This window comes from Vallitalea okinawensis, assembly GCF_002964605.1.
Classification (GTDB): domain Bacteria; phylum Bacillota; class Clostridia; order Lachnospirales; family PQDH01; genus Vallitalea_A; species Vallitalea_A okinawensis.
This window is the reverse complement of sequence record NZ_PQDH01000005.1, coordinates 296,537-317,308: the sequence shown is the minus strand read 5'-3', so window position 1 is coordinate 317,308 and position 20,772 is coordinate 296,537. Positions and strand designations below refer to the sequence as shown.

16 protein-coding genes are annotated in these 20,772 nt (G+C 34.9%); 15 read left to right on the top strand and 1 reads right to left on the bottom strand.

Annotation, left to right across the window (positions count from 1 at the left end; genetic code table 11):
* Positions 1-18 precede the first annotated feature (18 nt).
* From C1Y58_RS15845 to C1Y58_RS15825, 5 genes are all read left to right on the top strand, one after another.
* The gene (locus C1Y58_RS15845) at positions 19-903 is read left to right on the top strand and encodes an ABC transporter substrate-binding protein (protein WP_170311615.1); all 885 of its coding nucleotides are present in this window, start codon (positions 19-21) and stop codon (positions 901-903) included.
* Positions 904-1,214: 311 nt separating this feature from the next.
* Positions 1,215-2,747, top strand: coding sequence for a xylulokinase (locus C1Y58_RS15840; RefSeq protein WP_170311614.1), 1,533 nt, complete (start codon positions 1,215-1,217; stop codon positions 2,745-2,747).
* 11 nt (positions 2,748-2,758) lie between these two features.
* Positions 2,759-3,430, top strand: coding sequence for a class II aldolase/adducin family protein (locus C1Y58_RS15835; protein ID WP_105617057.1), 672 nt, complete (start codon positions 2,759-2,761; stop codon positions 3,428-3,430).
* Positions 3,431-3,463: 33 nt separating this feature from the next.
* Complete coding sequence (locus C1Y58_RS15830) at positions 3,464-4,048, top strand: TetR/AcrR family transcriptional regulator (protein WP_105617056.1); 585 nt, start codon at positions 3,464-3,466, stop codon at positions 4,046-4,048.
* A 28-nt stretch (positions 4,049-4,076) separates the two neighbouring features.
* Complete coding sequence (locus C1Y58_RS15825; protein ID WP_105617055.1) at positions 4,077-5,573, top strand: aspartate aminotransferase family protein; 1,497 nt, start codon at positions 4,077-4,079, stop codon at positions 5,571-5,573.
* A gap of 198 nt (positions 5,574-5,771) precedes the next feature.
* Here the strand turns inward: C1Y58_RS15825 and melA are convergent, their stop codons facing one another.
* A complete protein-coding gene (gene melA / locus C1Y58_RS15820; protein ID WP_105617054.1) occupies positions 5,772-7,085 on the bottom strand; it encodes an alpha-glucosidase/alpha-galactosidase in 1,314 nt (437 codons plus the stop codon).
* Positions 7,086-7,363: 278 nt separating this feature from the next.
* On the opposite strand from melA, the gene C1Y58_RS15815 reads away from it, so the two are divergent.
* From C1Y58_RS15815 to C1Y58_RS15770, 10 genes are all read left to right on the top strand, one after another.
* Positions 7,364-8,677 (top strand): ABC transporter substrate-binding protein, encoded by a 1,314-nt coding sequence (locus C1Y58_RS15815; protein ID WP_105617053.1) that lies wholly within the window; start codon positions 7,364-7,366, stop codon positions 8,675-8,677.
* Positions 8,678-8,996: 319 nt separating this feature from the next.
* Positions 8,997-9,998, top strand: a complete 1,002-nt coding sequence (gene rfbB, locus C1Y58_RS15810) for a dTDP-glucose 4,6-dehydratase (RefSeq protein ID WP_105617052.1) — start codon at positions 8,997-8,999, stop codon at positions 9,996-9,998.
* Positions 9,999-10,165: 167 nt separating this feature from the next.
* Entirely contained in the window at positions 10,166-12,427 is a 2,262-nt protein-coding gene (locus tag C1Y58_RS15805) for a glycosyltransferase family 4 protein (protein WP_170311613.1), read from the top strand.
* Positions 12,428-12,602: 175 nt separating this feature from the next.
* Positions 12,603-13,151, top strand: coding sequence for a phosphodiesterase (gene yfcE / locus C1Y58_RS15800; RefSeq protein ID WP_105617050.1), 549 nt, complete (start codon positions 12,603-12,605; stop codon positions 13,149-13,151).
* 128 nt (positions 13,152-13,279) lie between these two features.
* On the top strand, positions 13,280-13,654 hold the full coding sequence (locus C1Y58_RS15795) for a hypothetical protein (RefSeq protein ID WP_105617049.1): 375 nt from the start codon (positions 13,280-13,282) through the stop codon (positions 13,652-13,654).
* A gap of 245 nt (positions 13,655-13,899) precedes the next feature.
* Complete coding sequence (locus C1Y58_RS15790) at positions 13,900-15,999, top strand: substrate-binding domain-containing protein (protein ID WP_105617048.1); 2,100 nt, start codon at positions 13,900-13,902, stop codon at positions 15,997-15,999.
* 166 nt (positions 16,000-16,165) lie between these two features.
* A complete protein-coding gene (locus C1Y58_RS15785) occupies positions 16,166-17,170 on the top strand; it encodes a LacI family DNA-binding transcriptional regulator (protein WP_105617047.1) in 1,005 nt (334 codons plus the stop codon).
* An 83-nt stretch (positions 17,171-17,253) separates the two neighbouring features.
* Positions 17,254-18,663, top strand: a complete 1,410-nt coding sequence (uxaC, locus tag C1Y58_RS15780; RefSeq protein ID WP_105617046.1) for a glucuronate isomerase — start codon at positions 17,254-17,256, stop codon at positions 18,661-18,663.
* Between the two features lie 30 nt (positions 18,664-18,693).
* Complete coding sequence (uxuA, locus tag C1Y58_RS15775) at positions 18,694-19,746, top strand: mannonate dehydratase (RefSeq protein WP_105617045.1); 1,053 nt, start codon at positions 18,694-18,696, stop codon at positions 19,744-19,746.
* A 5-nt stretch (positions 19,747-19,751) separates the two neighbouring features.
* On the top strand, positions 19,752-20,594 hold the full coding sequence (locus C1Y58_RS15770) for an SDR family oxidoreductase (RefSeq protein ID WP_105617044.1): 843 nt from the start codon (positions 19,752-19,754) through the stop codon (positions 20,592-20,594).
* Positions 20,595-20,772 lie beyond the last annotated feature (178 nt).

Sequence of the window (20,772 nt, the reverse complement as noted above, 5' to 3'; positions counted from 1 at the left end):
ATAGGAAAGGAAGATTCTATGAAAGGTAGAAAATCATTATTTATCATAGTGCTTCTTATGATAACTGTCATCTTAACAGGATGTCCAGATAAAAAGACTGTTTCAATAGGTTATAGAGATAGTACAGAGCACCATATTTTAGCTCAAATGTTTTCAAAAGTTATTAGAAAAGAGACGCCTTATGAAACGGTACTGAATAAGTACGGTAATTCAGAATTAGCCCTACAAGCATTGAAAGAAGAGAAAATTGATGTATATCCAGAGGAAATGGAAATGATTTATTATACCTTATTGGGAGAGGAAAATGAAATATATGAAGTAGAAAAGCTACAAGGAGCTATTAATGATACCTTCAATGAAGAGAATGTACTTTTCATGGACCAATTAGGTTATGAGAAGAGATATGCTTTAGCCATGACTGAAATGACTGCAGATAAATATGGTATTAACACCATGACGGATTTAGAAGAAATATCAGGTGACTTGAATTTAGCTGCTAGTTATACTTTTCTTGATGAAGAGAAGGGGATAGAGGGTATGAAAAGTAGTTATGAGCATGATTTTAAAACTGTACAAGGCTATGATAGTGAATTACGTTACATTAAGCTTGGTGATGGTGATGCAGATATAGTGCAAGTATGGACAACAGATGGTTATGTAAAAATCATGAATTTAATACTTTTAGAAGATGATCTCATGTATTTTGAAGATTATCACGTTGCTCCATTGATTAGCGCTAAGTTAAAAGATGAATATCCTGATATTATAGAGGCGTTAGAGAAATTAGAGGATATCATTACAGCAGAAGATATAACCAATCTGCAAATTAAAGTCATAGAAGATGAGATGCCAGCTGATGAAGTAGCAGAAAAATATTTAAAAGAAAAGGGCATTATCGATTAATACATGATTTGGATGTAAATTATTTTAGTGCATGAAAAGGACAGTAACGACTGTACCTAGCATGCACTTTCTTAATTATAATTTAAAAAAACAATAAAGAAATGATTGACAATTCTAAAAACTATAGTATATTATAAAAGTATACTATAGTTTACTTTTATAATAGAGTCTATATTTACTTCTGATATTCTAATCTTACTAGAGAACAATCCTTTATAATATACCAATCTAGATAACCATAAAAATATCTCAAAGCATTTTCATTTTATTTCATCATGCACAAACAGTATTTAATGAATGGGGGTTTTCACATGGGACAACAATATGTTATTGCCCATGATATTGGCACAAGTTGTGCTAAGACAGTCTTGATTGACCTTAATGGAAACATCTGCGGAAGTGCATCTAATGAATATCCTCTTTATACAAGAAATCCCGGTTGGGCTGAGCAAGAACCAGAAGACTATTGGGAAGCAGTAGTCAAAGGAACAAAAGAAGTTGTAGCAAAATCATCTGTGTCTCCAGAAACCATAGCTGCCATAGTCTCTACAACACAGGCAATGGGTGTTATACCTCTTTCAAGAGAAGGAGAAGTACTAAGATCTAATATCACCTGGGTAGATGGTCGTGCTGAAAAGCAAGCTCATAAGATCATGAATAAAGTTGGAGGAGAAAAAATTTTTAAGGCCATTATTGGTATCCCTATCATGGGGAAAGATGTTATTGCTAAATTACTATGGATAAAAGATGAAGAACCAGAGGTCTACAGAAAAACAGAAGTATTTCTTGACGTTAATGGTTACGTTAAGTTTATGATGACTGGGCAAAAAGTAATGGATTGGACAGGAGCTTCCTCCTATGCATTTGACTTGAAAAAGAAAGATTGGATAAGGTTTATATTCAAAGCTATTGATTTTGATGAAAATAAGTTAGCACCCCTGGTAACGTCCATTGATAAAATTGGTGTATTAACAGAGGAAGCAGCTGAATTAATGGGCTTAAAGGCAGGTATACCTGTGTTTGGAGGCTGCGATGACGTACAAAGTGCAACAGTAGGTTCTGGAGCTATCGGTGAGGGAGAAGCTCATATCTATTTAGGGACATCTGCTTGGTTTTGCGTTTCTACACGCAAAAATCTAAAGCATAAGAACGGCGCTAATGTTTTACAAAGTGCACATCCAGAGATGAATGTAGCAGTTGGTATAACAGAAGCCGCAGGCTCATGCCTTCAATGGATAGCAGATCAATTCTTTAAACATGAGCAAGAAGATCCTAATATAACGAATATTTATGAAGTCATGGACCAAACTGTTCGGCAAGTTCCACCAGGCGCAGATTATCTTATTTGTACACCTTGGATGATGGGTGAACGTTGTCCCGTTAGTACAACTACCACTAGATCAACTATGTTCAATTTAAGTCACGAACATAAAAGGGAGCATATGATGAGAGCAGTCTATGAAGGGGTCGCCTATAATTTGCGCTGGATTATTGATAACTTTAAAAGGGATTTTAAATTCGATATCCATAAACTCCGTATTATCGGCGGTGGTTCTTTGGATAGGGAATGGATGCAGATTATTGCTGATGTAACGAAGAAAGAGATAGAAACAATCAATAACCCAAAAACGGCAGGAGCTGTGGGAGCAGCCTTCTGTGCTTTAGTTGGGCTGGGAATTTATCAATTTGACGATATTAAAGATTTTGTTACAGTCAACCAAAGATACATACCTCAAAGAGGAAATGAGAAGATTTACGATGAATTATTTAAGAGTTATAAGAGTATCTATTATTCATTAAAAAAAGCTTATCGACAAGCTAACAGTGAGAGGTTTACGAGTTAAAGGAGGGTATTATGGAACTATTACAAGAAAGACAATTGGTTTGTGATGCTGGGAAGAGATTAATTTCTACTGGTCTAGTTGCTGGGACATGGGGCAACATTAGTCTACGTGTAGATGATCAACACATGCTCATAACACCTAGTGGTCAAGAGTATGAAAAGTTAACACCTAAGGACATCGTGTTAGTTAATATGGCTACCTTAGAGTATGAAGGTCATCTAAAACCATCTATGGAAAGAGGACTTCATGCAGCCGTCTATCAAGATCGTAAAGATATTCATGCTGTAATCCATACACACTCCATAAATGCCTGTGTCATCGCATCAACAAGACAGACAGTACCACCAGTAATAGATGATATGGTACAGATTATTGGACCATCTTTAAAAACTGCTGAATATGCCATATCAGGTTCAAAAAAATTAACTAAAAAAGTATTAAAAGCTTTAAAAGGTAGAAATGCTGCTCTATTAGCCAATCATGGGGGAATATGTTTAGGGAGAGATATGGAAGAAGCCTTCACTACATGCCAACTAGTAGAAAAGTGTTGTCGTATTTATATCGAAAGTCAATGCATAGGCGGACCTGTTGAGATTAATAAATTAGAAGCATTTGCCATGCATGAGTACTACATGAAAATATACAGTAAGAAAAAGAGACAACTCAAAGATCAAGCAAGATAACTTTAAAATGATGCCCAAGAAAGGAAGTTAGACATGGAGAATATGACACGACGTGAGAGAAAGAAGCTTATGACACACTCAAAGATGCTCAGGTCAGCAAAGCATCTTTTTAGAGAAAAGGGATATGAATATACGTCCATTGAAGATATAACTGAAAGAGCTGATGTATCCAAGAGCACATTATTTAAGCACTTTCCCAATAAAGAGAGTTTATTAATTGGTTTAGCCGATGAAGAGGTAACAGATGTACTAGAGTTATTAGAAACCTTAGAAGATGAAGATGAGATCACACAAATTAAAAGTGTTTTATTACGCTTAATCGAAGACTCCATCCCTTATTTGAGGGTAACTGGTCGTGTACTATTTACAACGTTGATTAATAAAAATAATATACAGTCCCCTTTTAAAGCATTAAGAGATGCTATTCAAGAGCGAATTTGTAGTGCTCAAGAGAAAGGTGATTTGACAACTCAATACAGCGCTGAACAAATAGGTGTTTCATTAATGAGTTGCTATTATGGCGTCTTATTTAAGTGGTTTGAAGAAGGTGGAGAGCCGGGCGCAAAAGAAGAAGTAGATGTAGCGTTAGATATTCTTCTGAGTTCCTTGAAGAAATAAATAAAGATAAAAGAGAGGAGATAACCTAATGTCAGGATATTCTATATCAAAATGGCATGATACAGATGCAGTATATGAGCAAATTAATAAGCTGATTAGTATGCCTTTGATACCGTTAAAAAGAGAAGCAGTAACAAAGTACATGGAGTACTTTGAAACCCAATGTAAAAAATCAAAAGACATGATCACAGAAGCAAAACAATATATACCTGGTGGGGTGCAACATAATCTAGCTTTTAACCATCCGTTTCCATTGGTTTTCACAAAAGCCGAGGGAGCGTATCTTTATGATATGGATGGAAATCAATATATTGATTTCTTACAGGCAGGTGGACCAACGGTACTGGGGAGTAATTATGAACCAGTAAGAGAAAAAGTTATCGAATTATTGAATACCTGTGGTCCAGTAACAGGTCTATTTCATGAATATGAATTAAAGCTAGCAAAGATTATCAATAAGCATATGCCTGCTGTTGAAATGTTTAGGATGTTAGGTAGCGGTACTGAATCTGTTATGGCAGCATTACGTATAGCTCGTCTGGCTACTGGGCATAAAAAAATCATTAAGTTAGGTGGAGCTTATCATGGTTGGAGCGATCAGATGGTTTATGGATTGCATATCCCAGGAACTAGAGGATTCGAAGCTCACGGTATACCAGGGAACTGTAGGAAACATACACAGGAAGTTTTTCCAAATGATATCGATGCCCTTGAGCGAACCATGAAGCTTAATAAACTGAGGGGGGGCACTGCTGCAGTTATACTAGAACCAGTGGGACCAGAAAGTGGCACTAGACCAATGCATAAGGAGTATAATCACCAAGTACGACAGCTTTGTGACAAGTATGGTGCACTTCTTATATTTGATGAGGTTGTAACAGGATTTAGATTAGGATTAGGAGGAGCACAAGGCTATTTTAATGTAAAGCCTGACTTGACCATATTTGGTAAGGTTGTAGCGGGAGGTTATCCATCAGCAGGCGGTTTAGGTGGACGACGTGACTTAATCAACCACTTGGCTGCTGGGCTGGAAAGTGGGAAAAAACGTGCCTATTGTGGTGGTACATTAGCAGCAAATCCTCTTAGTTCATTAGCTGGTTATTATACAATAAAAGAGCTAGAAAGAACTAATGCAGCTGTTATTGCAGGCCAGCAAGGAGATAAGATAACCAAAGGATTACAAGATCTTATAAAGCAATATGATCTCCCATATGTGGCATATAATCAAGGATCCATTTGTCATTTAGAAACTTCTGCAGCTATGTTTATTAAACTTAAATATACAAGTATTAAGAAATGTTTGGGAGAGATTAAAGCACGGAAATTCATGATGGAAGAGATGGGTGCAGCCTATATGGCAGAAGGGTTAGTTACATTAGCTGGAAGTCGTCTTTACACATCTATGGCTACAACAGATGAGATTGTTGATGAAGCCCTTAAAAGATTTGAAAATGTGTTTAAGAATGTTGATCGATCCAATTTATTAAATGATGTAGAACCTGGAAATATGGGTCAAACAGCATAAGATAATTTAACAAAAACATAAGCGTATGATTTGATCATGGAGTATTCATCCATTAGCACGGATTTCTTGGCTTCATGAGGAAGTCATACGCTTTTATTTTGGTATAGGAAAGTACTGCTTTTTGCTCGCAAGGAACCATACTTCCTATATCCGGTTTAAATGTGGCGTTAGCCACTTTTGTACTCTCAAGAGTATTACTTACTTAAATTCTGGTAACCAATCACCATGAGCTTCAATTAGTTCATCACAAAGTGCAATAATATCATCGATAGAGAGCTCAGATGAGGTATGAGGATCTAACATAGCTGCATGATAGATATGTTCTTTCTTACCAGTTAATGCAGCTTCGACAGTTAGAAGCTGTACGTTTATATTGGTTCTGTTTAAAGCAGCAAGTTGTTCAGGAAGAGCACCAACATAACAAGGTGTGATACCACTACGATCTACTACGCAAGGTACTTCTACGCAGCATTCTTCTGGTAAGTTAGTAATAAGACCAGTGTTGAGTACATTACCACCAATAGTATATGGTTGACCTGTTTCCATAGCTTCCATGATATAAGAAGCATATTCATGGGTACGCTCATGTGTAAGTGATGAATCATTCACCAGTTCATCTCTCATAGTTTCCCACTTTTCAATTTGCTCCACACATCTTCTTGGGTATTCATCTAATGGAATGTTGAGTTTATCTATGATTTCTGGATATTTATCTTTGATAAAGTAAGGCATATACTCTGCATTATGTTCACTGGATTCCGTTACATAATAACCAAAGTGTTTCATAATCTCGAAACGAACCATGTCTTTATGTTTAATATCGATTTCTTTTGCAATCTGGCGAACTTGTGGATAAAGATCTTCACCTTTATGAGTAAGTTCTAATAGCCATGCCATATGATTGATACCAGCGATTTTCCACTGAAGATCTTCTGTTGGTAAATCATAACCTGCCTCATTTAAACCCCTTATTAAATGATCAGCACAAACCTGAACACTGTGACATAAACCAATAGTTTTTACCTTTGTAGCTTTTTGCATAGCTAATGTTAGCATAGACATAGGATTAGTATAATTTAAAAACCAAGCATCTGGACAAACTTCTTCCATATCCCTAGCAAAATCCATCATAATAGGGATTGTTCTCAAAGCTCTGAATATTCCACCTATTCCAAGTGTATCAGCAATGGTTTGACGTAATCCATACTTCTTAGGAATTTCAAAATCAGTAATTGTACAAGGATCATATCCACCCACTTGAATGGCATTAACAACATATGTTGCATCTTTTAGAGCTGCTTTACGATCAGTATAGGCTACTATTGTTGCTTTACTTTCATTACAATTATCATTGATATTTTTTAACATAAGTTCAGATTCTTTAAGTCGCTTTTCATCGATATCATAAAGTGCGATATGGGAATCTCTAAGGGATTCTGTAAGCATACAGTCACCAAGAACGTTTTTTGCAAATACAGTACTTCCTGCTCCCAAAAAAGTGATTTTAGACATAATTAAACCCTCCTCATTAATAATGTTTATGTTAACTCTATTATAATCTAATTCATTAAAAAAAACATGTTTTTATGATGGATGTTTATGTCTTTATGTTGTGTCTTGAGGTGGTAAGTACCGTTTTGAAGTGAAATAGATGATTCACTGTTCTTTATAGTTGCTGATGATTGTTCTAAATTAAATAAAAAACTTAGCTTTGGTACATACTTATAATAATGATGCAATCAGAAAAGTACTTGAGTTTAAAGATTTAATAGCATTCAGGAGGATTATATATGAAGAAATGCCTTAGCGGTTTAATAATCTTTTTGTTTTTATTCATGATAGCATGTACAAATACAGATGGTGGAAATAACCAATCAGAGAAGAAGGAAGAAAACGGTGATAAGACACCTAATACACTAGAATTATGGACGCCAGTGGATGTAGAATTGATGGAAGGATGGGTCAGTGCATACCAAACTGAAAATCCTAATATTACGATTATAATTCAGGAGCATACTTGGGAGGAATATTGGTCTAAGTTGCCTTTAGCAATGAAATCAGGTAATGGACCAGATTTGTTTTATCAGAACACTTTATATTTACAAAACACCATTGAGTATTCAGAACCCTATGATGATTCCATTATTAAGAAGAATGAAGTTGAAAACAATTATAGCCACATTGAGAGCCATTTTATTGACGATGAAATATACTATGTTCCTATGGGTTATTATACAGGGATCATTATGTATGATGAGAGCGCTTGGGAGCAAAAGGGGTTCGATGGTACGAACTATCCAAAAACATGGGAAGAATTAATAGCCATGGCTAACGAGTTTGAATTATTTGATCAAGACGGTAAAATGGTTAGAAACGGTTTTACTTATGCTGGCATGGAAGAGGCTTTAGTTTGGTCCCTTAATTATCAACAAGGTATGCCCATGTTTACAGCAGATGGCATACCCAATATTAATACTAATATAACCATGAAAAGTATTGAAATAATGGGAGAATTAAATAATGATTATAAAAATGTAACGCCCGGTTGGAAGCAGTTAGCTGACGGTTATGTTGTTATGGCTTACGGTTACGGGGCCGATTATGCAAGACTAAAAGAAGAATATCCAAATATTGATGTAGGGATCATGTCTATTCCGAAGATGGATGATCAGGTGGCTGTTGTCGAATCCAAGTCAATGGAGATTTCATTAGGTATTAGTAAATATATTAAAGAGGACAATAAGAGTAATGCCAATGAGTTTATTAAGTTTATTATTAACAATGAGCAATTACTTACGGAATACGCTGTTCATAAAGGTGCCTATCCAGCAAGAAGTTCTCTAAAAGATGCCTCTGAAATAGCTGAAAATCATCTGTTTCAAGTTCAAGGAAGTTATATCAATCAATCTATGTATCCTGGTCCAATACCAGAAACATTACATCGGGTATACGACCGATTATTTGAAGAAATCTTACAAGAGGAGAAAGAACTTGATGTAGCTCTAATGGATGCACAAAAAGAAGCGGAAGAAATAGTAAGTGAAATCAATTTTAAACCGGTTGAAGATCAATATGATTTCTATGATGATTTACAATTTAAATAATCAGCAATAAGTTATACTAGGTTGACTATGCCTACAAAAATAGAAAGTACATGAGGGTAGTAAAATACCTTATCATGTACTTTTTCTCTTACTTTGATCTTATAAGTATTGACAAAATAGTGGATAAGGTCTAATATCATTCTGGAATAGGAAAGTTGGCGTTTTGCTTATAAAAGCAATAAGGCATCGAACCTCATTACTTCTGATATATTTCGCTACACGAAATAATCAAGTAAGGTATCGTACATTCCTATTTCAGTTTTAATGTGGCATTGGCCACTTTTTTCTATATTGAATCCAATTATTTGAGGTGAAGAGAATGAAAAAGTTATTAATCACTGGTGGAGCAGGCTTTATAGGTAGCCATTTTATTAAATACATAATAGATAATCACCCTGATTATACTGTCATAAATGTTGATAACTTAACTTATGCTGGCAATTTGGATAATTTGAAGTCCATCGAAAGCAATGAAAGATATTCTTTCATTAAGACAGATATCTGCGATGCTATATCAATCAATGAACTAATGAGTCAGGGTATAGACTATGTTATCAACTTTGCAGCTGAATCTCATGTGGATCGCTCCATAATTGATTCAAGTCAGTTTATAAATACCAATGTACTTGGGACTAACACCCTATTAGAAGCGGCTAAAACATATGGCATTAAGAAGTTCATTCAGATATCAACAGATGAAGTTTATGGATCTTTAGGACATGAGGGTGTGTTTACGGAAGAATCACCTCTAGCTCCTAATAGCCCTTACTCCGCATCGAAGGCCAGTGCAGACTTGATGGTACGGTCCTACTATCAAACATTTGGACTTCCTGTTAATATCACCCGCTGTTCAAATAATTATGGATCCCACCAGTTACCTGAGAAATTAATACCCTTAATGATATGTAATGCTTATGAAGATCAATCACTACCTCTTTATGGGACTGGCCTAAATATAAGAGATTGGATTCATGTTAAAGATCATTGTAGAGCTATTTTCCAAGTGCTATGTAAGGGGAAAAATGGGGAAATTTATAATGTAGGTGCCAATAACGAGAGAACTAACAAAGATATAGTTATGAGTATCTTAAGAGCTTTAAATAAAACAGAATCTTTAATTACTCTTGTAGAAGACCGACTTGGTCATGACTATAGGTATGCAATCAGTTACGATAAAATAAGAGAGCAAGTAGGTTGGCAACCAGAGATTGATTTTGAAGAAGGTTTACAAGAGGTCATTGGGTGGTATTTAGAGAACATGGAATGGTGTAAGGAGACAAGGAGAAGATTAAAGACCTATTATAAATGTATATATGGTTAGTTATAGACCCCGTGAATGAAATCATGGGGTTTTGATTTGTGAAAAATAAGGCTATCAGAGAGGTTGTCAAAAGCATAAAATGATTTATAGAAGCACTAGTATTGAACTTGACAATAACACAGTGTTAAATGACAGGTTCAATATCTTAGCAGATAAGAGGGATGGAAATGATTAAGGAGTTATTGACGAATAGCTATAAGGATATTCTATATAAATCATTTTTCAAGAAACAAGAGGTCTATTATAATCAGAAGAGGCAAAAGAAACTACGCTTAGTTTTTGTTATGGATAAGACTACTGTATGTGGTGTTGCCAAAATTATCTTTCAGCATGCTAATATTTTAAGTGATGAAGGATTTGATGTCAGTATTGTAGCGCATTATCCAAAGCCTACTTGGTATCCCGTTAACGTTCATTATATTCAAGCTCCCGTGATGATGAAACTGTCTAAATGTATACCTGATTGTGATATTATTGTAGCCACCTGCTATAAGCATATTGGCAACTGCATTCAAACAGGTATTGCACCTGTTGTTTATTTTGAACAAGGTGGTATTCATATATACAACTATAATAACTATAGCAAAGAAGTGAAGGAAGCTATTAATCAGCAGATTCAACTGGCTCCTTTTATTTTGACAGTATCAAAGCAATTAGCTAGGGAAATCCATAGTTTGTTTGATAAAAAGGCTGAAGTAATACATAATGCTATTGATGATGAACAATTTTGTAGAAAAGCCTCTCCCTACAATAGAAATCAACACTATCTTTTAATGATGGGTTCTGATGGCATTTATTATAAAGGAATTAGAGAAATCATAGCTGCCTATGAAATGGTGAAGCATGAATATCAAGATTTGAAATTGTATTGGATCACCCCAGAGATTAAGGATCAAGATTTACTAAATCATGTATCGCAAGTATTTATAGCGCCTGATCAAGAAACTATAGCTGATCTTTATCGAAATGCAGAAATATTTATATCTGGATCTAAATATGAATCCTTTTCACTACCAGTTATTGAAGCCATGGCTTGCGGATGTCCTGTGATTACTGTAGAGAATCTTGGAATTAAAGAATATGTCGTAGATACAAATAACGCTTTAATTGTCCCCCCTCATTGTCCGGAGATTCTAGCCGAGAAGATTATTTATCTACTTAAAAATGATCATGAGAAACATCATATGATTGCGAATGCTTTACAGACAATTAAGTTGTTTAAGTATACGGCTACAACAGATCAATTAGTCCGCTTTTACCAATCTATTGGTAAATACAAGCTTCATTATTATAATAACCTTGATGAGTGGAATATGATGACTGAGGTTAGTGATTTTTTTCATAAGAGTGATTACATCAAATTTATTAAGATGGTACTCTCATCAGAAGCTTCAAGAATCTATTTGATCAGACTATATGATATCGATGGCGTATCCATTGGGGTTTGGCAAGTTGGAGCTGAAAAAAATGAATCCGATAATGAAGACTGTTGCTATTGCTATGTATTTGCTAAAGGGGAGGGTCATACGCCTTTGGATACTATTTTCCATAAGGAATTAGATTCTTTTGATTTAGTTGAGAGTTATAGTGGATGTTATAGTGGAGATGAATCAGAGAGAATTAATCATTACCGCTTAACTACCTATTATCTTATTCGTTCTGAGCTATACAGAGAAGCAAAGATTCTCCTTGAAGAGGGATTAGAGCAATGGGAAGCTTGTACAGATCTATACCTACTCTATACCATTGTACTACTAAAGCTAGGTGAGATTGATAGAGTAAGTGAGATCATAGAAACCATCAATATAAAAGAAAGGTATTCAGTTGAGACTTATTTTATTAATAATGTTGTAGCATTAGCAGAGAAAATAGTTAATGGAAAGATAATATTACCAGGTCAGGAATTGAAACAATTAAGAAAAACATCAAATCTACATTATTTAGCTGATCAATTATATAACCACGGCTTATTTTTAGATGCTATCAAGTACTATGGTGAAAATATGAATCAAATAAAGGAAGATAGTGATAAATATATAGCTACCTGCAGAAGAATTGCTATGTGTTACTTTTTTATTGAGGATTATGAGATGTGTCGATTAAGTTGTTTTAAGGCATTTCAAGTGTCACAGCCTAGAGCAGAAGAGTCTTATTTAATAGGTTCAACATTTCATAAAGAAGAAAAATACGATGATGCCATATTTTGGTATAGTTTAGCAACAAGATGTCAACCTCCATATAATCCTAGCCTATTTACTCAGGATAAGCACAGTACTTTTAACCCATTACTGCAATTATCTTTATGCTATTTTGAAAAAGGGGATTATAATAAGGCTTTCATTTATAATGAGAAAGCTGCAGAATATCAACCCGATGATAAACGTATAAAAGCAAATAGAGAAATTTTCAGAAGTAAGGGGCTTATCTAGTCCCTTTTCTTCCTTCCAGAAAAACTTATTCCGGTACACTTAATGATCAAGCAAGGGATCGTACTTTTCTTGCACATACTTGAAACGTGACGTTGTCACTTTTCTTGTGTTATAATAGGAGTAAATTGTTTATTAAACGCAATTAAGCTCACTATATACTAGGAGGTTAGCATTTATGAAATTATTTTTTATGTCCGATATTCATGGATCGATAATATGGTTGGAAAAAGCTTTAGAGAAATTTGAGGAAGAGCAAGCAGACTATATTGTATTACTGGGAGATGCGTTGTATCATGGACCACGTAATCCTATACCAGAAGGTTATGATCCTAAAGCTGTTATTACTAAGCTCAATGCTTATAAAGATAAAATCATAGCAGTTAGAGGTAATTGTGATAGTGAAGTAGATCAAATGGTTATTGAGTTTCCTATTATGGCTGACTATGCGATCCTTTTTTATAATGGAAGAAGAATTTTTGCTACACATGGACATTTATTCAATCGCCAACAATTACCTAACATTAGTAAAGGGGATATATTAGTCCATGGACATACCCATATTCCAGTGGCAGAAGCATTTGGAGACAATTATATTTTCAATCCAGGGTCAATCACATTACCCAAGGAAGAAAACCCTCATTCATATGGTGTGTTAGAGCAAAATGAATTTAAAGTAAAAGATTTTGATGGTAATTGCATTAGACAAGTTATGTTGCCATCATAAATAGACCCTTGCAGGGTCTTTTTGTCATTATGGGAACTCTTCGCCTCGCTCTAACATAATATATATTAGGCATGTCCTCTATTGATGGAGTATAATGCCAAATTATATAATAATTAAGGAGTGAAAATATGAAAAAATATTATTGCGATTGTAAAAAGCACCGTCGTAAGAAAGATGAGAAAAAGATAAAAAATAGAAACTTCAATTGGAACGATAATGATAATGATAACTGGAATGACAACTGGAACGACAACGATAATGATAACTATGCAGCTAATAAAGTAAGCGATAAGAATGTAGACCTTACTAAGAATGTTAACTATGTAGTTGTAAAGCCTATTTTCATTTTTAAGAAACATGATCATGATCATGGTCATGGCTATGATGATGACTATGACTATGAGTTTGAGTATGAAGATTACGAAGATGAAGACGAAGAAGATGAAGTAGACGAAGAAGAATTTGAAGAAGAGGATGACGAATACGACGAATATGACGATTAATCTAATGTATTAATTTAGGACAAGGATGGCTTTCATGTCATCCTTTTTCTCATCTTATAGGAAAGTTATATAATTCTATTAATACTTCCAAAGGAAGACGTAGCCTAGCTACTCTATTCTGAATAAATAAATTTTTTGTAAATTTTGCTAATATTTTATTTTATTTATTTGTATTATTTAGTATAATAGTAGTAATGTTATAGTTTTGTCTAAAAAGATGAATATACTATAGAGGAGGTTTTGCTGTGGGTCAATTAAGGAAGATATTTATCGCTTTTTATGTTGTATCTCTTTTACCAGTATTAATATTAACTGGTTTGGAATTATTATTACCAAATGTTCCTTTCTTAGTATACATAGGTGTCGTTATTTTTGCAGTCATCATGCCGTTTATTTTTTCAAAAGGTATGGGAGATAAGAAAGATGGATTTTTGTCAAAATTCGTGGAAAAGCTTAATAATTGGGACTTCATGGATGAGGTTATGGATGACCAAGGACATGAAGAACAAGGTGGGTTATTTGGTTTTTACAAAGAAATTAGAGACTACTTTAAGAAACTTTTTACCAGCATAAACGATATGACAGTGGTTAGTGAGAGTTTAATAAGTTCAATTGATTCAGTTTCTGATAACGCTGCATCTATCTCTGAGATTTCAGATGGTATTGCTAAAGGAGCTATATCACAAGCTGGTGAAGTTGAAACGTGTGCCCAGTTGTCAGAAGAGTTAAGTAAAAAATCAGAAGAGATGAATGAAATGTCAATTAATCTGATTAATGAGACAACTAAGCTAAATGACATTTGCACTATTGGAAATGGTAATATTCAAGAACTGAAAACAAATAATGAAGAGTTATATGAAGTCATTGAAGGTATTATTCAGCAAGTTAATAACCTTGTTGATTTAGCATCAAACATAACCAAGATTACAGAAATCATGTATGGTATATCTGATCAAACAAGTTTATTAGCTCTTAATGCAAGTATAGAGGCTGCAAGAGCAGGCGAAGTAGGTCGATCATTTGCAGTGGTTGCAGAAGAAATTAGAAAGCTTTCTCAGGATAGTCGTGAATCCAGTGCCAATATTAATGATTTAATTACCAATATTGCAACTAGCTTGACTGAAATAAAAGGTACTTTAGATCAATCAGAAGCTATATTTAGTAAGCAAAATACATCTGTTAATCAAGCGGCAGATAGCTTTGATAATATCAGCAATTTCACAGGTATGTTTATACAGCAGCAAAATCAATTTGGAGAAAACTTTAATCTCTTTTATAAAAGTCAAGATGTTTTGGCATCCTCCATTGAGACGATTGCGTCAGTGACACAAGAATCAGCAGCAACAACTGAGGAATTAGCATCCCTTGTTATGTCTCAACATAACTCCATTGATGCACTAAAAGACCTAACCAATAATCTCCAACTCAATATTGATAAAATTGAGGAGAATTCAAGAGATATCAAAGTAGCAAGAGCAGCTTCTAATAAGAAAAAATTTGCTATTATTTTGGACAGTACTAATGAATTTTGGGACCCACTTAAAACTACTGCTCATTCGACAGCCAAAGTCTATAATGTAGAAGTTGATATATTTGAAGCAGGTGACCGTCAACATTGTGTAGCTAATCAAGTTAATTTTCTGAAGAATGTTTTAGCAGAGGAGTATGATGGTGTAGCTATTAGCCCAGTAGATAATCCAAAGATCAAAGAATTATTGAATCAGATTAGTAACAGCGGAACTAAACTGATCTTTATTAATTCCCAATTAGATGGTATCAATAGTTTAGGTCTTTACGAGACCAATGGCATTAATGCTGGTAAAGCTGCAGCAGAAGTGGTCACTAAGATGCTAGGTAAAAAGGGAACAGTTGTTATGGGAAAATGGAACGATGTACATATTGAATGTATTGAGCAACGAGGACAAGGTTTTGCTGATGGAGTTAAAGGTTACCCTAATATTCAATTGGAAACTGTTTCAATACCTGCGAACCCTACTGAAGCAGAAGCAGATAGCATTATTGAAGGTATCTTAAGAAAGCACCCAGATCTTGAGCTATTTTATAGTACCAATATTGATTGGGCTATTCACTATTGCCGTTACAAAGAAAAGTATGGAGCTAATTATAAGATTGTAACCATTGATTTCATAAAGAGTCTTAGAGATGAAGTCAAATCAGGTTTAATTGATAGTTGTATCAGTCAAAGACCATTTGTATGGGGAGAAAAGTCAATTAAAGCTTTATCTGATGCCATTAATGGTAAATCTGTTGATAAGTACATGGATACAGGAACCTTTGAGATTAATGCAAGTAATATAGATGTATTCATCAAGCGTTTTAAATAAGGTAATATGGTTGGTGGCCAGTAAGTTCTTATAAGCACTTACTGGTCATTTTTTTAACCTAAATTCCAGAAAAAGATTATTGTAAACGTGTGCAAAGCGTGCTATAATGCAATTGTAATGAAGCAAATTTAAATGCTATGTACCATAAATACGGTAGGTGAAGAAGTTGAGTATAACCATAAAGGACATTGCGAAGCTAGCGAATGTGTCCCATGCAACAGTTTCTAGAGCGCTTAATGATAGTCCATTAATTAATGATGAAACAAAGAAACGCATTAAAGAGATAGCAGAAGAACATAATTATACCCCCAATTATAATGCTAAAAGTCTTAAGTTAGCCAAATCGTATAATATAGGATTATTTTTCTCTACTCTAAATATTGGAACATCTGCTCACTTTTTTCATGAAGTTGTTAAAGGAATTAGTGGTCAAATTGATTCAGAGTATAACTTGGTGGTTAAAGGGATAGATGAATGTCCTATCAATCAAATAAGTAAGAAAAACTTTGATGGTATCATAGTTATGAGTCAAAGTAAAGCTGATGATGATTTTATTCAAGCGGTGATCGATCAAGAGATTCCAGTGGTTGTACTTAATCGAGCGATTGATTTTGGTGATATCAGTTGTTATTTATCAGATGATCGAATTGGTGTTGAAATGGCGATTAATGCATTGTTTGCTAAAGGACATCAGCACATAGCGATCATCAAAGGTAGAGAAAAATTTGCTATGGCAACTGAGAGATTAGAAGGTTATTATCAATCATTCAGAAGTCATCAAATGAAACCTGAAGACTGTTATATGATTCAAGGAGATTTCAGTGCAAACAGTGGTTACGATGGAATGAAAACCCTATTAGATTTAAAGGAGAAACCTACAGCTATTTTTTGTTCAAATGATGATATGGCTTTAGGCGCTATTAAAGCTATCTATGAAGCTGGTATGAAAGTACCAGAACACTTTTCAATCATTAGTTTCGAAGATAGCAAGATTGGAGAGTATTCTTTTCCGCCATTAACAGCTATTCAGCGACCTGTTGAAGAAGTCAGTAAAATAGGAGCAAATCGCTTAATGGTTTTAGTCAAGGGAGAAGAGGTTGGAAAAGAAATAAAGTATATTCGAACAAAATTAATTGATAGAGGCTCCGTTAAGCAATATAATAGAATATAAAGTTACGTTAAATAAGAGGGAATGGTAGAAATCATTCCTAATATTACAATAAAGATGTACACGTGTGCAAAGGAGGATGCAGTATGAAACAATTTATGGATGAGAATTTCCTACTAGAGTCTGAAACAGCAAGAGAACTTTTTCATGAGTACGCCAAGGAAATGCCAATTTATGATTATCATTGCCATTTAAGTCCTGGAGAAATAGCTCATAACAAAAGCTATAAAAACATAACAGAGGTCTGGTTAGGTGGTGACCATTATAAGTGGAGAGCCATGAGAAGCAACGGTGTAGAAGAGAAATACATAACAGGTGATGCCTCAGATAAAGAGAAATTTATGAAGTGGGCAGAAACAATAGAAAACTGTATTGGTAATCCATTATACCATTGGACTCATTTAGAATTACAGCGCTATTTTGGTATTGATACACCTTTGAGTAGTAAGACAGCAGACGCTATATGGGAACAATGCAATGCTTTGCTAAATGATGGAAACTTTACAGCGAGACAATTGATTGAAAAATCCCTTGTAAAAGTTATCTGCACCACCGATGATCCCACAGATACCTTAGAATATCATAAAATAATCAGAGATGATGCAAACTTTAGTACAAAAGTCCTTCCCACCTTCAGACCAGATAAGGGTATTAACATCGAAAAAGATGGTTTCAAAGCTTGGATAGAGAAACTTGCTGCAGTAGCTGATGTGCAGATTAATGGATTAACAGATTTATTAAAAGCAATGGAAGAGCGTATCGACTATTTCCATGAAATAGGGTGTCGTCTGTCAGACCATGCTTTAGAACCACCAACATTCTGTGAAGGAACAGACGTGGAAGTGGATCTCATTTTGAAAAAGGCATTAAACGGTTCTGAACTTACCAAAAAAGAAGTAGAAAAATATAAAACTAAAATCTTGACATTCTGTGGAAAAGAATATGCTAAACGAGGCTGGGCTATGCAATTACATATTGGCTGTCAAAGAAATAATAATAGCCGTAAGTTCAATATTCTAGGACCTGATACAGGGTTTGACACTATCGGTGACCAGCTTATTGCGGAGCCTTTAGCTAAGTTATTAGATGTTCTTGAGTATGATGGTCAACTACCTAAAACCATACTCTACCCCCTTAATCCAAGAGATAATGAAGTCATTGGTAGCTTAATAGGTTGCTATCAAGGGGAAGGTGTCCCAGGTAAAATACAGTTCGGATCTGGTTGGTGGTTTAATGATCAAAAGGATGGCATGATCAGGCAGATGACAGCTTTAGCTAATTTAGGACTTCTTAGCCGTTTTGTTGGTATGCTTACTGACTCCAGAAGTTTCTTATCCTATACAAGACATGAATATTTTAGAAGAATCTTATGTAACTTGATTGGGGGATGGGTTGATCAAGGGGAATTTCCTAAGGACATGAAGTTATTAGGGAATATGATTAGAAACATCAGTTATAATAACGCTCTAGCGTATTTTAATATTAAACCCGAATAATATGGGATAATTATAAGAGGAGGAATAACCATGAAGATGACATTTAGATGGTACGGGGATAATGATCCTGTTACATTGGATCACATTCGTCAAATACCGGGCATGAAAGGAATTGTCTCTGCAATATATGATATACCTGTTGGTGAAGCATGGCCGATGGAAAAGATCATGGCGTTAAAGGATAAGATTGAAGCCAAAGGATTAACTTTAGAAGTTATTGAAAGTGTTCCTGTTCATGAAGATATAAAATTAGGATTACCAAGTAGAGAGACATATATAGAAAATTATTGCATCACATTAAGACGACTTGCAGAAGCTGGCGTTGAGGTAGTTTGTTATAACTTTATGCCTGTTTTTGACTGGACACGATCAGAGTTAGAATATGTTCTTGAAGACGGTTCTAATGCTCTTATCTATAAAGATGAGACTGTGGAAAAGATGAATCCTCTTAGTGGTGATCTTGAGTTACCTGGGTGGGATACCAGCTATACCAAAGAAGGGTTAAAGGCTTTATTAGAGAGTTATCAAGCGATAACAGAAGAAGATTTATGGAATAACCTTCGTTATTTCCTTGAGAAGGTAATTGCAGTAGCAGATGAAGTCGGCATCAAGATGGCTATACATCCTGATGATCCACCATGGTCAATTTTTGGTTTGCCACGTATTATTACGAATAAAGAGAATCTAGAGCGTTTTGTCAATTTAGTGGATAGTCCTAATAACGGTTTAACATTGTGTTCTGGATCATTGGGCGTTGCTGGATTCAATGATATTCCAGAGATCATACGTTATTTTGGTTCAAAAGGTAGAATTCATTTTGGACATATCCGTAATGTAAAAATTACTGGTGAACAGTCATTTGAAGAATCAGCTCATCCTTCAGAATATGGTTCATTAGATGTTTATGAAATAATGAAAGCATATCATGATGTAGGGTTTGACGGGCCTATTCGTCCAGATCATGGTCGAATGATTTGGGGAGAAACAGGTCGTCCAGGCTATGGACTATATGATAGAGCTTTAGGAGCAACCTATTTAAAGGGATTATGGGAAGCAATTGATAAATCAAATAAAAGGGGGTAAATCAAATGGCAGATTTAAAAGATAAGGTAGCAGTTGTAACAGGTGGCGGTGGTGTCTTATGCGGTGCTTTTGCTAAAGAATTAGGTCGTCATGGTATTAAAGTAGCCATATTAGACTTAAAAAAAGAAGCAGCTGAAGTAGTTGCCAAAGAAATTAATGAAGCTGGTGGTACAGCAATTGGAGTAGAATGTAATGTACTAGTAAAGGAAAGTGTAGAAGCAGCAGAAAGAGAAGTTGCGGAAAAATTAGGGGATTGCGATATTCTTATTAATGGTGCAGGTGGCAACCATCCTAAAGGCACGACTTCAAAAGATTATTTGGAAGTAGAAGATATAATGAATCCAAACAGCGATATCAAGACTTTCTTTGATCTAGATGAAGAAGGCATCCAATTTGTCTTTAATCTAAATTTTATTGGAACCCTCATACCATCACAAGTATTTTCAAAGAAGATGGTGAACAAAGAAGGAACAGCTATTCTAAATGTTTCTTCAATGAATGCATTCTCACCATTAACACGTATTCCGGCATATAGTGGTGCTAAAGCAGCTGTTTCCAACTTTACACAATGGCTGGCTGTTCATATGTCTAAAGTAGGCATACGCGTTAATGCCATTGCTCCAGGTTTCTTCTTAACACAACAAAATTACCGTTTACTGCTTGATGAGAATGATCAACCAACACCTCGTTGTGAAAAGATATTAAGCCAAACACCTATGGATCGCTTAGGTAAACCAGAAGAATTGTTTGGAACATTGATGTGGCTCATCGATGATAAAGCTTCTGGTTTTGTAACAGGGATTACGGTTCCTGTAGATGGAGGATTTAGCGCTTATTCAGGTGTATAGGAAATTAATAGGACGTATGACAAAGTAGAATTTTGTCATACGTTTTTTTCTTGCTCATAAAGGCGTCTTCATTAACGTCAAGGAAACTTTCCAGCCGAAACAAGTTGCTAGCAAACGTGACGAGGTCACTCTTGTTTTACCTTAAACTTGTGGCAATATAATCTATAATTCAATAGTA